This is a genomic window from Paraburkholderia phytofirmans PsJN (assembly GCF_000020125.1).
Lineage (GTDB): Bacteria > Pseudomonadota > Gammaproteobacteria > Burkholderiales > Burkholderiaceae > Paraburkholderia > Paraburkholderia phytofirmans.
The window spans coordinates 532,624-547,541 of record NC_010681.1 but is presented as its reverse complement, the minus strand read 5'-3'; the positions used below and the strand labels follow the sequence as shown (position 1 = coordinate 547,541).

At 64.9% G+C, this 14,918-nt stretch carries 15 protein-coding genes; 5 read left to right on the top strand and 10 right to left on the bottom strand.

Going from position 1 to position 14,918, the window contains the following annotated elements; genetic code table 11:
• Window positions 1–26: 26 nt before the first annotated feature.
• Genes BPHYT_RS02395 through BPHYT_RS02380 form a run of 4 tightly spaced genes read right to left on the bottom strand, consistent with a single transcriptional unit; the run spans window position 27 to window position 3,698 of the window.
• A complete protein-coding gene (locus BPHYT_RS02395; RefSeq protein ID WP_012431561.1) occupies window positions 27–653 on the bottom strand; it encodes an ABC-type transport auxiliary lipoprotein family protein in 627 nt (208 codons plus the stop codon).
• A 57-nt stretch (window positions 654–710) separates the two neighbouring features.
• Window positions 711–1,673: an MlaD family protein gene (locus BPHYT_RS02390; protein ID WP_012431560.1), complete on the bottom strand. Its 963-nt coding sequence runs from the start codon at window positions 1,671–1,673 to the stop codon at window positions 711–713.
• 16 nt (window positions 1,674–1,689) lie between these two features.
• Entirely contained in the window at window positions 1,690–2,568 is an 879-nt protein-coding gene (locus BPHYT_RS02385; RefSeq protein WP_012431559.1) for an ABC transporter ATP-binding protein, read from the bottom strand.
• Window positions 2,565–3,698: an MlaE family ABC transporter permease gene (locus tag BPHYT_RS02380; RefSeq protein WP_012431558.1), complete on the bottom strand. Its 1,134-nt coding sequence runs from the start codon at window positions 3,696–3,698 to the stop codon at window positions 2,565–2,567. Before BPHYT_RS02380 ends, BPHYT_RS02385 begins: the two co-directional genes overlap by 4 nt.
• 105 nt (window positions 3,699–3,803) lie before the next feature.
• Between BPHYT_RS02380 and BPHYT_RS02375 the strand changes: the two genes are divergently transcribed.
• The 3 genes from BPHYT_RS02375 to BPHYT_RS02365 are packed head-to-tail and all read left to right on the top strand — an operon-like array spanning window position 3,804 to window position 5,799.
• Window positions 3,804–4,697, top strand: coding sequence for a biotin--[acetyl-CoA-carboxylase] ligase (locus tag BPHYT_RS02375; protein ID WP_012431557.1), 894 nt, complete (start codon window positions 3,804–3,806; stop codon window positions 4,695–4,697).
• Window positions 4,694–5,506 carry a type III pantothenate kinase gene (locus BPHYT_RS02370; protein ID WP_012431556.1) on the top strand — a complete coding sequence of 271 codons (813 nt, stop codon included), beginning with the start codon at window positions 4,694–4,696 and terminating at the stop codon, window positions 5,504–5,506. The genes BPHYT_RS02375 and BPHYT_RS02370 overlap by 4 nt, the downstream gene beginning before the upstream one ends.
• A gap of 53 nt (window positions 5,507–5,559) precedes the next feature.
• Window positions 5,560–5,799, top strand: coding sequence for a hypothetical protein (locus tag BPHYT_RS02365; RefSeq protein WP_012431555.1), 240 nt, complete (start codon window positions 5,560–5,562; stop codon window positions 5,797–5,799).
• Between the two features lie 71 nt (window positions 5,800–5,870).
• Here BPHYT_RS02365 and rfaE2 read toward each other — a convergent pair whose 3' ends face one another.
• The 6 genes from rfaE2 to BPHYT_RS02335 all read right to left on the bottom strand — a co-directional run bounded on the left by rfaE2 (window position 5,871) and on the right by BPHYT_RS02335 (window position 12,271).
• Entirely contained in the window at window positions 5,871–6,353 is a 483-nt protein-coding gene (gene rfaE2 / locus BPHYT_RS02360) for a D-glycero-beta-D-manno-heptose 1-phosphate adenylyltransferase (protein ID WP_012431554.1), read from the bottom strand.
• Between the two features lie 155 nt (window positions 6,354–6,508).
• The gene (locus BPHYT_RS02355; protein WP_012431553.1) at window positions 6,509–7,381 is read right to left on the bottom strand and encodes a ferritin family protein; all 873 of its coding nucleotides are present in this window, start codon (window positions 7,379–7,381) and stop codon (window positions 6,509–6,511) included.
• Between the two features lie 561 nt (window positions 7,382–7,942).
• Entirely contained in the window at window positions 7,943–8,764 is an 822-nt protein-coding gene (locus BPHYT_RS02350) for a PhaM family polyhydroxyalkanoate granule multifunctional regulatory protein (RefSeq protein WP_012431552.1), read from the bottom strand.
• A 97-nt stretch (window positions 8,765–8,861) separates the two neighbouring features.
• Window positions 8,862–9,749, bottom strand: a complete 888-nt coding sequence (locus BPHYT_RS02345) for an enoyl-CoA hydratase/isomerase family protein (RefSeq protein ID WP_012431551.1) — start codon at window positions 9,747–9,749, stop codon at window positions 8,862–8,864.
• A 49-nt stretch (window positions 9,750–9,798) separates the two neighbouring features.
• Window positions 9,799–11,034 carry an ABC transporter substrate-binding protein gene (locus BPHYT_RS02340; protein WP_012431550.1) on the bottom strand — a complete coding sequence of 412 codons (1,236 nt, stop codon included), beginning with the start codon at window positions 11,032–11,034 and terminating at the stop codon, window positions 9,799–9,801.
• Between the two features lie 253 nt (window positions 11,035–11,287).
• A complete protein-coding gene (locus BPHYT_RS02335; protein ID WP_012431549.1) occupies window positions 11,288–12,271 on the bottom strand; it encodes a fumarylacetoacetate hydrolase family protein in 984 nt (327 codons plus the stop codon).
• A gap of 128 nt (window positions 12,272–12,399) precedes the next feature.
• Here BPHYT_RS02335 and BPHYT_RS02330 point away from each other — a divergent pair, with 128 nt between their 5' ends.
• Window positions 12,400–13,302, top strand: a complete 903-nt coding sequence (locus tag BPHYT_RS02330) for an IclR family transcriptional regulator (protein ID WP_012431548.1) — start codon at window positions 12,400–12,402, stop codon at window positions 13,300–13,302.
• Between the two features lie 281 nt (window positions 13,303–13,583).
• A complete protein-coding gene (locus BPHYT_RS02325) occupies window positions 13,584–14,891 on the top strand; it encodes a DUF3108 domain-containing protein (protein ID WP_012431547.1) in 1,308 nt (435 codons plus the stop codon).
• Window positions 14,892–14,918 lie beyond the last annotated feature (27 nt).

Below are 14,918 nucleotides of genomic sequence, written 5' to 3'. Positions count from 1 at the left end.
GCTCCGCGATGTGCGCTGCGAGCCGGTCATTGCGCGGCGACCAGCGCCTGCACGCCGAGCCATGCGCCAATCTGCGAGACGAGATCGTCGCTGGCGGTGGCGAGCGCCTGCGCGCCGCCGGCGGCGTCCGCCGACCTGGACGGCGCCCGCGCGATGAACGTGCGCTGGCTGAGCACCTTGCCGCTTTGCGTGAGCGTGGCGCGCGCGGTGACCGCGGCGTGACTTTCGGACTGGCTGTCGAAGACCTGTTCGAACTCGCTCAGATCGACCTTCAGCACCGGCGCGGCGACGCCGTCGGCGCCCGTCAGCACCGTGCCGCGCGAACTGAGCGCGCCACGCAGACGCTGGGTCAGCAATTGCGAAGGCGTCATGGTCCAGTGGCTGTTCGCGTACGCGGCGGTCTGCTGCGCGTCGGCGTAACTCAGGCGGTACATCAGCTTGTCCGACTCGAGCACATCGGGCGCGCTCACATCGAGCACCTTCACGGCCGGCGACGTGCCGGCGGACGCTGCCGGACTCGGCGGCCCGAAGTCGTAGCGGATGTCAGAGAGCGCTGCCGGTGTGCCGGCGCAGCCCGCGGCGAGCACGCCGAATGCGAGCAGCACCGCCAGCGCGGCGCTCGTGGGCAAAAATCGGTGAATCGAGCGTGACATGACAATCTTCCTTTCTTCAAACCTTCAAAATCATTGCTTCAACTTCATTGCTACAACTCATTGCGCAGCGCGCGCGGCGGGCCATTTGAAGCCCGCTTCGCCGGGGCCGGGCGCCGCACCCGGCGCGCCGAACAGCACGCTGCGCGGGCTGGTGCTGAACGTATCGGCGGCGCGGTCCACCGAGCGGGCCGCGGAGCGCACGTCTTCAGCGAGCGAATTGACGCGCGGCAAGGTGTCGTAGCCGACCCGCGACGACAGTTCCTGCACGGCGCCGTTGATCGACACCAGCGCGTCGCCGGCCTGCTGCGCGGCCGTGCCGACCTTGTTCAGATTGGTCTCGAACGGGCCGTTCGGCCGGTTCAGGCTGGTGATCAACTGATTGGTCGACGCCAGCGTGCGATCCAGCTGGTTGATCGTGCCGGGCAGCATCCCGGCGGCCGGCGCTATTTTCTGCGTCAGCGTGGCCACGCCGTCGGCGGCTTGCTGCAGGCTTGCGGCCGTTCCTTGCAACTGCGCGGCCATTTCCGGCGACAGCAAACGGTCGACATCGTCCGTGACTTTTTCGAGTTTGCGCAGCAGCACGTCGCCGCGTTGCTGCAATTGATCGAGCAAGCCGGGGCGCATCGGCAGCTGCGCCACCTGTTTGGGCGACGACGCCAGCGGCGTCGGATCGCGCCCATTGTCATCCAGCTGGATAAAGGCGATACCCGTGACGCCCTGAAAACCCAGGCTGCCGAACGTCGAATGGGTAATCGGCGCGTGCGTATCGACGAGGATGCGAATCAGAATTTGCCCCGGATGAGCCGGATCGAACTTGATGGACTGCACCTTGCCGACGTCGAGCCCGCGATAACGCACGGCGGCGTCGGTGAACAGGCCCGTCACGTTGGTGCGCGCGATCAGATCGTACGGCACCCGCACGGAACGGTCGACATTGAACAAAAAACCCGCCAGCGCGATAGCCACCAGCAAAACGATCGTGAAGAGCCCGGCCCAGAAGGCATGTGATTTGTTTTCCATTGTCAGGTTCCCTGGTTCACAGCGGCAATTCGGACGATGCCGGCTCGAGCGCCGCCCGCGGCAGCTTCGCGCGGCGCTCCGGCGGCAGCGCCTGCAACGCGCGGCGCCCGCGCAGGCCGAGGAAATATTCGCGGATGAAAGGATGATCGACGCCCGCGGCCTCCTCGACCGGCGCGGCGACCAGCACCTTGCGATCCGCCAGCACGGCGACGCGGGTGGACAACGCGATCATCGTGTCGAGATCGTGCGTGACCATCACCACCGTCAAGCCGAGCGCGCGATGCAGCGCCGAGATCAGCTCGACGAATTCATCCGACGCCTGCGGATCGAGCCCGGCGGTCGGTTCGTCGAGAAACAGCAGTTCGGGTTCGAGCGCGATCGCGCGCGCAATGCCCACGCGTTTGATCATGCCGCCCGACAGCGCCGACGGCATTTTCGATGCGTGCTTGCACGGCAGGCCGACCATCTCCAGCTTGAGCATCACGATGTCGCGCAACAGATCTTCGGGCACCTGGCCGAGTTCACGCACTGGCTGCGCAATGTTGTCGAACACCGACAGCGACGAGAACAGCGCGCCGCGCTGAAACAGCATGCCGGAGCGGCTGCGCATCAGCAGCGCGGTTTCAGGCGAAATGGTCGCGAGATCCTCGCCGAACAGCTTGATGGTGCCCGACGAAGGACGCTCCAGCCCGAGAATCTGCCGCACCAGCGTGGTCTTGCCGGAACCCGAGCCGCCGACGATCGACACGATCTCGCCGCGCCGCACGTCCAGATTCAGATGCCGGTGCACGATGTTGCGCCCGTAGCGCTTGGTCACGTCGATCACTTCGATCACCGGCTCGGCGATCGAGGGTACGGGTTGGCCGCGCACGGCCTGAGTGAGTGGCGCGATCATCCGAGCCCCACGTTCTGGAAGAGGATCGCGAACACGGCGTCCGCGAGAATCACGATGGTAATCGAGGTCACCACCGAGGTCGTCGTGCCTTCGCCGAGACTCTGCGAATTGGCCTTGATACGGAAACCGAAATGACAGCCGACGATCGCGATCAGCATGCCGAACGCGACGCCCTTGCCCAGGCCGATCCACAGATTTGCGACCGGCACCACGCCCGGCAAAGCCCGCGCGAAATAGCTCATGTCGATGCCGAGCGCGATCTTCGCCGCGAGTGCGCCGCCCGTCAGCGCGATGATGTTGGTCCACATGACGAGCAGCGGCATCGCCACGCCGAGCGCGACCACGCGCGGCAAGATCAGCCGCAGGCCGTGCGGGATGCCCATCACGCGCATGGCGTCGAGTTCCTCGGTCACGCGCATCACGCCGATCTGCGCGGTGATCGCCGAACCCGAGCGGCCAGCCACCAGAATCGCAGCGAGCACCGGCCCGAGTTCGCGAATCACCGAGAGCCCAAGGATATTGACGATGTACTGGTTTGCGCCAAAAAGCCGCAGCTGCTGCGCGGACAGATAACTGAGCACGATGCCGATCAGGAACGCGACCAGCGCGGTGATCGGCAGGGCTTTGGTGCCCGCGTTATAGATGTTCGCGGAGATCTCGGTCCACGGCGTGATTTTCGGTTTGCGCGCGATCGCCAGCAGGTCGAGAACGACGCGCCCGAGCATCGCCACGCCGCCGTACAGATGCTCGAAGAACGAGAAAATCGCGAGCCCGAGCCGCGTGAGCGGATCGAACCTGATCACCGGCTCGGCCTTTTCGCGCACGGTGTCGAGCAAGGCGATGCGTTCGAAAATATCGCGCTGCGTGTCGGTCAGCGTGGTGTCCGGGGGCATCTTGTGGCCCCACACGCGCCACAGCGCCTGGCCGCCGACGTGGTCCATCCGGTCGATCCGCGACAGGTCCCATTGACCGATGCCTTCGGCGCCGACCAGCGACCGCAACAGAGGGATCACGTGCCCAGTGGCCCTGTCGCGCGCGAGCGCGAGCGCCGTCCACTGGCCCGAGAGCCGGACGATCTTGCCTTGGCTGCCGGCCGCGACTTCGAGGCCGGGCGGAGTGTCGTAGTTCAAGGATCGTTGAATCTGGTTATCGGATTAGCGGCCATTGTAACGAAGGCGCGGCGCGGGAACCGTGCGCGCGGGCTCAACGGGTTGGCTGTCGCTACAATATGAATCATGAACACGTCCAAGACTCCCCCTCAAGGCGACTGGCGCATCGACCGCGAGCGCGCCGTCGCGCTGTTCGGCCCGCACGCGCACGACTGGCCGATCGAAATCGTCGAGGAAACCGGCTCGACCAACGCCGACCTGATGACGCGCGTCAAAGCGCTGCCGCGCAAGCCCGGCGCGCTGCCGCGGCCGATCGTGCGGGTCGCGTATCTGCAAACCGCCGGGCGCGGCCGCCGTGGCCGTCCGTGGTATGCGGAGCCGGGCAATGCGCTGCTGTTTTCGGTGGCATGCGTGCTGCCGCGTCCGCTTGAAGGGCTCGCGGGTCTGAGTCTCGCGGTGGGCGTCGCCTTGGTCGACGGGCTACGCGCGCTGCCGGTCGCCGGTCCCGGCCAGATCGCGCTGAAGTGGCCGAACGACGTCCTGCTCGAAGGCGACAAACTGGCCGGCATCCTGATCGAAACGGCGTGGAGCACCGACGACGCCAGCGCGGTGGTGATCGGCATCGGCACCAACGTGAAGGGCGCGGACGAACTCGCGGCCAAAGTCGGCGCGCTGAACGCCGGCGTGCCGCCGCAGGCGCGCGGCACCGCGCCGACCGCCTTGCAGCGCGCGCTGCCCAACGCCAACCTTACCGACACGCTCGCCGCCGAGCTGAACGCGCTCGAACCGGCCTTGCAGCGCTTCGGCGCTGAAGGTTTCGCGCCGTTCCAGGCGCGCTGGAACGCGGTGCACGCCTACGCAGGCCGCGAAGTGGTGTTGCTGGAACAAGGCCAGGAACAGATGCGCGGCGTGGCGGCGGGCGTCGACGAGCGCGGCCAGTTGCTGCTCGACACCGCCACCGGCCGCGAGACCGTCGCGACCGGCGACGTCTCGCTGCGTCTGGCCGACGGTGCCGCATGACGAGCGGCGCGCCTGATTTACTGATCGACGCGGGCAATAGCCGTATCAAGTGGGCGCTGGTCACGGCGGACGGTTCGCAGATCGCGGCCGGCGCCCTGCCCCACAGCGGCGCGGATCAGCCGGACTGGTCGGATTTGCCGACGCCCTGCCGCGCATGGTTGTCCAATGTCGCGGGCGAAAATGTCGCGGCGCGGATTGCCGCTTCGCTCGACGCGCGCTGGCCGCAGTTGCCGCTCACCACGATCCGCGCTTGCGCGCAGCAATGCGGTGTGACCAACAGCTACACCACGCCGCAGGCGCTCGGCAGCGACCGCTGGGCCGGCATGATCGGCGCGCACGCGGCATTCCTTGGCGAACATCTGCTGATTGCGACGTTCGGCACAGCGACCACGCTCGAGGCATTGCGCGCGGACGGCTGCTTTGTCGGCGGTCTGATTGCGCCGGGCTGGAGCTTGATGATGCGTTCGCTCGGCGAGCACACAGCGCAATTGCCGACGCTCGACGCCCACGCAGCTCGCGGCCTGCTCGACGGCAGCATCGCCGCTGCGGGACGCAGCGGCCCGTTCTTCGCGACAGATACGCCGCGTTCGTTGTCCGCCGGTTGCACGCTGGCGCAAGCAGGCTTGGTCGAGCGGATGTGGCGCGATCTGCAGGATGAATGGCAGGTGCCGGTGCGGCTCGTGGTCAGCGGCGGCGCCGTGGACGAAGTGGCGAGCGCACTGAAAGTGCCGCATACTCGCCACGATTCGCTCGTGCTGTCCGGTCTTGCGCTGATTGCCGCCGAGCGCGCCTTGGAACGCGGCAACTGAATCGCGACCAACGGCATAACGGCGGCTCAACTTCTTGACGGGGAAAACCAACAATGCTGCGCTGGCTGATCGCCATATTGTTTCTTGCCAATATGCTGGCATTCGTCGCGGTGCGCGGCGTGTTCGGCCCGACGCCCACAGCCGGCGGACGCGAGCCCAACCATCTGAATCGCCAGGTTCATCAGGAATGGTTGAGGGTGCAGCCCGTCACTGCGGCCGAAGCCGCCGATCAGGCCGTGGTGGGCGGCCCGGCGCCGATGGCACCGATCGCGGCATCCGCGCTTTCGCAGTAAGTCGCTCGCAATCCTGCAGCGTATGCGATGCAAGTCGCGAGGCCGGTGAGAGACTCACGTCGCAGCCACCACTAGCCTTGCGTACGAACCTTCTTCAGTAGTGCGGTAGTCGAGCGGTCGTGCTCGAAGGGAATGGCCAAAGCCTTACCGCCCCAGCTTCGCACGATGGCCGACTCGGGCAACACGTCCATGTCGTAGTCGCCGCCTTTTACGAGCACGTCCGGCCGCACCGCCGAAATCAACTCGACGGGCGTTTTCTCGCCGAAGCACACCACGTAGTCGACGCTCTCCAGCGCTGCCAGCAAGGCCATGCGATCGGCTTCGTTGTTGATGGGCCGGTCGTCGCCCTTGCCGAGCATGCGCACCGACGCATCGCTATTCACGCCGACGATCAGGCAAGCGCCCAAAGCCTTGGCATCGGCGAGATACGTCACGTGTCCGCGATGCAGGATATCGAACACGCCGTTGGTAAACACAACCGGCGCGTTCAGCGAGGGACGCAGCGTCACCAGTGCATCGCGCGTGAGAATCTTGCGTTCGAAAATGGCAGCCATGAAGGAATTGGAAAGGACAGGAAGGTGTCGTCACCATACACGATGGGTCGCATGAAACAAAACGGCCTGGCGCACACAAGAGCGTCAGGCCGTTCTTTTTCAAACCGGTTCGCAGCGCGCGCGGCGGCGCAAACCGAGTCACATGCTCGCGACCCTCAGGCCGGTTGTTCAGCCGACTTCTGATCGGCCTGCAGACGCAGAACCACTTCCTTGCGGTAGCGGTTCAGTTCCTGCGCCGTATTGAACGTGCGCTCGAACAGAATGGACAGGTTGTGCAGAATGCGCTCGACCACCTTCTTTTCCCAGCCGTCGTCGAAGCGGATCTGTTCGTCGAGCCAGCGTTCGAGCCATTCCGGATCCGGTAGACGCGACTGAATCGTGTCGCGCGGGAACAGCGCCTGGTTCACGTGCAGGTTGGTGGGATGCAGCGGTTTTTCCGTGCGGCGAGCCGATGCCATCAGGACACCGATCTTCGCAAACGCAGCCCGCGCGATGTCGCCGGTTTGCGCCATGGCCTTCTTCATGTAGCGCAGATACGCGCCGCCATGCCGCGCTTCGTCGCGCGAGATGGTTTCGTAGATGTGCTTGATGACCGGCTCCGTGTGCCATTCGGCTGCACGGCGATACCAGTGATTCAGGCGGATTTCGCCGCAGAAGTGGAGCATCAGCGTTTCGAGCGGCGGCGCCGGATCGAATTCGAAGCGCACGGCGTGCAGTTCCTCTTCGGTCGGGCACATTTCCGGTTTGAAGCGGCGCAGATATTCCATCAGCACCAGCGAATGTTTCTGCTCTTCGAAGAACCACACGCTCATGAACGCAGAGAAATCGCTGTCGTGATGGTTGTCACGCAGAAACATTTCCGTGGCGGGCAACGCCGACCATTCGGTGATCGCGTTCATCTTGATCGTCGCTGCCTGCTCGTCGGTCAATAGCGATGCATCGAACTTGTCCCAGGGAATGTCTTTCTCCATGTCCCATCGAACGGATTCGAGCGATTTATAAAGTTCCGGATAAAGCATGGTGTTCATAGTCCCACCCCTGTTCTGCGCATACTGTGTGTGTCTATCACTACTACGGTGTAGTACTTTTGCCCACGACGAACGGATCGCACCTAAATGTGCACCGTTTGCCGGCCAAGCACTCAATTTTACGCGGTAATCGGCCGCCCAGATGCACCTGACGGCAAAGAAGTCCAGGCGTTTGCGCCCGCGCGTCTAACTACGCTACGCGCTGCGCGGCCAACCGTGGGTGAGGGATACCCTGTGCCTGAGGTCGAGCCAGTTGCGATGAAAACCGCACCGTCCAGCCCTGCGCCGGTGTTGCCGGCGGCGAATGGAGCAAGGGCGGCTGGATTGGTATTTTCAGCGCGCGCCCAAAAGCCAAAATAAAGCTTACATAATAATAGCATGCTGACTTGACTGAACCCGCGCTGGAACAGCCGCAATTCCGGTGCCTGGCTGACCGTGCGCAAGAAATCGTGCGATTTGCGCAGTGTGGCGAACGATCGGGGTCAAAAGCATGACAGACGGCCAACTTGCCTTGCTGTGTCGCTTCAAGACCGCGCCGCGCCACGCGTTTCATTTCTGCCTTTAAACGGACTTTTTCGTGGCTTTCGGGCTGGCGTTTGCACTGGCGCCGCTCGTGCGCTTCGTGGCCGGCGGGGCCCGCTTCGCCGCCGGCCGTTTGGCCTCTGCCTCCCCGGCGTCCGCGTTTCGCGCCGATGTCTGCTGCGCGTCGCCCGCCGGCTCGCCGCCGGCTGCAGAAGCGGCCGCATCGTCCGGGGCAAAATCAGACGGCTCGGCGCCCGCACCGGCGGCCGGCGGTTGCGTCATCGCGAACTGGGCGATCTGGTTGAACTGCGATTGCAGCAGATTCCACCACGCCGACGCGTCGAATGGCGGCGTGGCCAGCGCCTCCTCTTCCCCACCCGCCGGCTCCTCGGCCGACGCAGCGGCGCTCGCCGCAGCAGCCGGCGCCGGGGCAGGCGCGGCCGGGTGCGGCCAGCCTCTCGCGGGCGCCGGACTCGGCGCGGCCGACTCCGCTGCGGGCTGCGACATCGACGTCTGCGCGAACGCGCCGAACGCGCGCAATGTCGCGAGCGTCGCGCGCTGCACTTCGAGCGCCTGAATCGCGGACTGCAGCATGCTCAGATTCAGCTTGAGCCATTGCTCGACCGCCCGCATGTCGGTGATGCGCTTGTCGAGTTCTTCGACGTTGGTGAGCGGCGCCATCATGTCGGACATCATCGAGAGCGAAGGTCCGAGGCCGCCGCCAGCGGCCGGCTGCGCGCCCGAAAAAGCCGAGCCGAACGGCGACAGCCGCATCATGCCCCACATGCGTTCGAGCATTTCAGCGGGCGGGAACCCGGGAAAGCCAGGAAAGGGCGGCGTGGAGTTGGAAGAATCGGTCATGGTTGTCGGCTCGCTGCGTAAATTGAAGAAGAAGCGTTAAGGAAGGGGCGCCGTCCCGCGCGCGTCTTGTTTCGATCATACCGTGCAGGAGGCCGCCTCAGGAGCCCTCGCCGCCTGTCGCGCCGCCGCTCGACGGCTGACCGCGCCACGGGTCCGCGCCGCCGAAATCCGGCGCGCGCCGCTCGCGCAGCGAGTTCACGCCTTCGCGCACATCAGGGCCGGCAAAGCCCATGAATTCCAGCGCGAGCGACGTATCGAACGCCGGTCCCGCCGAGCGCAGCCAGTTGTTCAACGCGTACTTGGTCCAGCGAATCGCCGTTTGCGAGCCGTCGGCCAGCTTCTGCGCGACTTCGAATGCTTTGGGCAGCAGATCGTTTTCGTCGACGGCGAGCGAGACGAGGCCGATGCGTTCAGCCTCCTCGCCGCTCACCGGCTCGCACAGCATGAGGTAATACTTGGCTTTCGCCATCCCGCACAGCAGCGGCCAGACGATCGCCGCGTGATCGCCGGCGGCCACGCCCAGACGCGTATGGCCGTCGATGATCCGCGCCGTCTTCGTCGCGATCGAAATGTCGGCGAGGAGCCCCGCCACGAGCCCGGCACCGACTGCCGGCCCGTGCATGGCCGAAACAACCGGCTTGCTGCAATTGATCACGTTGTAGACCAGATCGCGCGCCTCACGCCACACTCGCGCGCGCACGTCGAAATCAGTGGCCATGTCTTCGACGAGTTGCAGGTCGCCGCCGGCCGAAAAGCCCTTGCCTTCGCCGCGAATGATCGCCACGCGCGTGTCGGGATCGCGGTCGATGTCACGCCAGATCTCCGCAAGTTCGAAGTGCATGCGCGCGTTGGCGGTGGCGAGCGCGCTCTTGTTCGCGCCCTCGCCGCTCATCACGACTTCGAGCACGCCGTGCGGATGGCGATGCAACTGGAGCGACTGGTAACGCGCGTAAAACGCGTCGTTACGGTGAGGTGCCTGAGACATGATGAGCGATCCGTATATCGGTGTTTCGTTTGAACCGTGCCGCGTTTGTTCAACGCGGCTGATAAACCCACTTCGCGTTCTTGATTTCGACCATCACCCGCGCCCGCTGATCGAGCCCGAGGTGATCCGTGGCGCTCATGTTGACGACGCCGTTGGTGTCCGCGAGACCGCGTGTTGCTTCGAGCGCATCGCGCAGCGCGCGGCGAAATTCCGGCGTGCCCGGCGCGCCGCTTTTCAACGCGATCGGTACGGCATGACCGAGCAGCATGCCCGCGTCCCACGTGTACGAGCCGAATGCCGAGACGCTGCCCGCGCCGCGCACCGCTTCGAAGCGCGCGATGTAATCGAGCGCAAGCCGCTTGGCCGGATGATCCGCCGGCAATTGCGCGGCGACCAGCACCGGACTCGCGGGCAGGAAGGTGCCATTGCAATCGGCGCCGCAGACGCGCAGGAAGTCGTTATTCCCAACGCCGTGATTGTGATAGATCAGGCCTTTGTAGCCACGTTCCCTCAGTGTTTTCGGCGGCAAGGCGGCGGGCGTGCCGGCCGCGCCGACCACCACCGCGTCCGGATGCGTCGCGAGAATCTTAAGGACCTGGCCGGTCACGCTCGGATCGGTGCGATTAAAGCGCTCGCTCGCCACCATCTCGATGTGATGCAGCTGCGCGAACTTCGCGACCTCGGTGTAGAAGGTCTCGCCGAGCGCGTCGGCCTGGCCAATAAATGCGATGGTTTTGACGCCGTGCAGACTGGCGTGTTCGGCAATCGCCGACGCCATCATCGCGTCGGTTTGTGGCGTCTTGAAGACCCAGTGGCGTTTCGCATCCACGGGCTCGATGATTTTCGCCGACGAGGCCAGCGAGATCATCGGCGTTTGACCTTCGGCGACTACATCGATCATGGCCAGCGAATTCGGCGTGATCGACGACCCGATGATCGCGTCGACGTGATTCTCGGAGATCAGTTTCTTGGTGTCCTGCACGGCCTGCGTAGTATCGGATGCGTCGTCGAGCACGATGTATTCGACGCTCTGACCGCCGATCTGTTTGGGCAGCAGCGCGACCGTATCGCGCGCCGGAATGCCGAGCGACGCGGCCGGTCCGGTGAGCGACAATACCAGGCCGATTTTCACCTGCGCCAACGCGATACCGGGCAATACACCCGCCAACGCCGCGCATAGCGCAACGGCACGACGCGTGAGGCGACCGCGCGATGGCGTCGGGCGCGAGTGGTTGGACGCGCGAGCGCGCTGGGTTTCGGGTTCAAGGAATTCGATTCGCGGCATGCTGTCTCCTCACGTCGGTTTTCGTTTTGATGTACCGCCGATGTCCGGCTCATGCCCTACTCACGTGCCGTCACACGCGGCTTCGCGACAGTCCTGCGATGAATCCGCAGTCAGCCACCCCGGCCATGCCGTCGCGCCAGTCAGTGTAGCCGCGCACACTCGCCACGGCATCGGGCGAAACCCTTTCGAACCGGAACGAAGCGCGCGGATACCCGTGCGGCCGACATGCCGCGTTCCACACAACAGCGGTGCGTCAATCCAGCGGCGCGATGCCCTGATCGATCGACCCGAAAATCGACTTGCCCGCTTCGTCGAACATTTCGATCTTCACTGTATCGCCGTACTTCATGAACTCGGTCTGCGGCGCGCCGTGCTCGATGGTTTCGAGGCAGCGCTTCTCGGCGATACAGCAATAGCCACGCTTGGCGTCCTTGTTCGACACCGTGCCCGAGCCGACGATTGCGCCCGCGCGCAGATTGCGCGTCTTCGCGGCGTGCGCGATCAACTGGCCGAAGTGAAACACCATGTCCGTGCCGGCATCAGGCTGGCCAACTTTCTTGTTGTTCCAGTGGACGATCATCGGCCGATGCACGCGACCTTCGCGCCAGTGTTCGCCGAGTTCGTCGGGCGTCACCGCCATCGGCGCGAACGACGTGGCTGGCTTGCTCTGGAAAAAGCCGAAACCCTTCGCGAGGTCGGCGGGAATCAGATTGCGCAGCGACACGTCGTTGACGAGCGTGATCAGACGCACGCTTCTGAGCGCCTGGTCGGGCGTGACGCCCATCGGCACATCGCCAGTGATCACGGCGACCTCCGCCTCAAAGTCGATGCCGAATGCTTCAGACGCGCACAGTACGTCGTCTTTCGGTCCGATGAAGTCGTCGCTGCCGCCTTGGTACATCAAAGGATCGGTCCAGAATTCCGGCGGCATTTCCGCGCCGCGCGCGCGCCGTACCAGTTCGACGTGGTTCACATACGACGAGCCGTCGGCCCATTGAAACGCGCGCGGCAGCGGCGCCATGCATTCCTTGGCGTCGAACGGGAAGGTGTTGCGCGCGCGGCCCTGATTGAGCGCGTCGTACAGATCGTGCAATTGCGGCGCGTAGAAGGCCCAATCGTCGAGCACGCGCTGCAACGTGGGCGCGATCGCGTCGGCGACAGCTGCGGTGTGCAGGTCGCGGGACACGACGATCAGCTGGCCGTCGCGCGTGCCGTCCTTCAGCGTGGCAAGTTTCATAGAGGAATGAACCGTGTTAGTGACGATAGAAGGAATCTATTCTACGATGGTGAATCGGCCCGGCCCAAGTGCCGGCGATCCGCCTCATCCGTATGTCACTTTTTGAATGCGCCGCGTGCGCCTCGCTCATGCCTCCAACTGCCCGTTCCGGCGCCATCCGCACCGACGCCGACTCCGCTGAACCGCTCGACCCGATCGAACCCGACGAAGAAGGCGGCGAAAGTGTCGATGGCGGCGAGGAAAAGCTGCGCTCGGGCATCCAGTCGATCGAAGTCGGCTTCAAGTTGCTCGATGTGCTGACCCACGAACCGCGCGCCATGATGCTGCGCGATCTCGCGCAGCGTGCCGGCATGAGCCCCGCGAAAGCGCATCGCTATCTGGTGAGTTTTCTGCGCCTCGGTGTGGTGTCGCAAGACCCGCTGTCGGGCCGTTACGAGCTGGGCGGATTCGCGCTGCAACTGGGACTCGCGCGGCTTGCTCGGGTCGACGGCGTCAAGCTCGCGCGCATCGCGCTCTCCGAATTGCGCGACCGGCTCGATCTCACGGTCGGCATCGCGGTATGGGGCAATCAGGGGCCGACCATGGTGCATTGGATGGAATCGAGCTATCCGGCAAAAGCATCGCTCAAACTCGGCGACGTGATGCCGCTGCTCAGTTCCGCCACCGGCCTGTTGTTCGCCGCGTATCTGCCGGCGAGCAAGACCGCCGCGATGCTCGAACGCGAACTGGCCGATTCGCGCCGTTCGTCGCATATCGGCGCGCCGCGCACGCGCGATGAAGTTGAACAGGTCCTCGCGCAGGTGCGCGAGCATCAGGCGGCGCGCGTCGAAGGCATGTTGCTGCCGACCATTCACGCGTTCTGCATGCCGGTGTTCGACTCGACCGGCGAACTCGCGCTCGGCCTCGTCGCGCTCGGTCATGAAGGCGCGTTCGATATTCGCTGGGGCGGTGAGACCGATGCGGCACTGCGCGAATGCGCAGAAAAGCTCTCGTATGAGCTGGGGTATAGTGCGTCGCCGCGCGACGAATAGATGCGATGCGGCGCGTTGAGTGCGTGGCGCTTTGCTGGGTTTGACAAGAACTCCGTCGGCAAGCATGGCGGCACCGCGCTGCGTGTTTTGTTCCGGGTCTTGAACGTGCGCATGTTTTCAACCGCGCGGAACATCGCTCGCGGCGGCGCGGTCGAATCGGTTCGCTGCCGTCCCTAAACGCATCAGGCACTAAGGCCTGGCGCCTGTGTCGCATTCACTGCAATTTGCACGCTCCGCTCGTCAATCCCAAAGCCGTCGCGCCCGCGCACAATCACTGACCGATGTCCTCAGCCCCCGCTACCCGCCGTTCCGATCACACGCCGCCCAGCGGGCCGCGCACCGGTTTGCGCGTGTGGCGTTGGATCGTGGTGCTGTTCATCGTGGCCGTTTTGCACTGGATCGCCGCGCAATGGGTCGAACGCAACCGCGCGAACCTCAATCCCTCCGACAATGAGCATGTGCCGGTACAAGTCGCATTGCTGACGCCCGAACGTATCGAACGCAAACCGGCCGCCACCGCTTCGCCCGCGCCTGAACCCGCTCCCGCTCGCCACGCTGCAGCGAGCAAGCCGCGCAAACACGTGCTGACTGCCCTGCAGCCGGCAAAGCAAGCCGCGCCGGCGGTACCTGTTACGGCATCGGATGTCGTCGCCAGCGCTCCGGGCGCGGCGTCGAGCGCCAACGCAGCGCCCAATGCCGCTGCGAGCGCCACCGGCACGGCCAGCACGCCCGCCGCCGCGAGCGCGCCGCAAGCGTCGCCGGGCGTGAAGTTCTCCGTGCCGCCATCGGGCGAACTGCAGTACGACACGTTCTACAACGGCGTGCGCAACCAGCCCGGCACGATCCACTGGACCAGCAACGCGCAAAGCTACGAAATGGTCGTCTCCGTGCCGCTGCCGTTTGTCGGCACCTTCGTGTATTCGAGCCATGGCCGTATCGACGCCTTCGGTCTCGCGCCGGACCAGTACATCGAAAAACGCGGCCGCCGGGCGGAAGACATCGCAATTTTTAACCGCACCGACAAGAAGATCGCTTTCACACGCACCCCGTCCACCTTACCGTTGCCCGACGGCGCGCAGGACCGTTTCAGCATGGTGATGCAGCTTGCGAGCCTCGTACGTGGCGATCCGGGTGCCTATAAGCCCGGCGTGACGCGCCAGTTCTTCGTGGTCGATAACGATAGCGGCGAAAACTGGCCGGTCGAGACGATCGGCGATGAAACCATTCGCACGGCGCAAGGTTTCCTCGACACGCGTCATTTCAAACGCCTGCCCCGGCATGACGGCGATTTGCGGCGCATCGACGTGTGGCTCGCGCCGTCGCTCGGCTGGCTGCCTGCGCGCATCGTGCAGACGGAACCGAACGGCACGCAATTCGAGCTGGTGTGGCGCGGCAAGCTCAATGCGGACACGGGTGGCAGCGCTCCCAACGGCAATGGCGACGGGGCAGCGGCTTCTCCCGACAATGCAACCGGTCCATCGGCTCCGCCTGCATCGGCGGCTATGCCCGAGGTCGCGCCCTCCGTGCCGGTCGATCCGGCCGACCCCGGCGATACGGCCAGCAATACGCCCGGCATCATCAAGCCCTGAATCCGCACACTTGAAGAGAGATTCCAT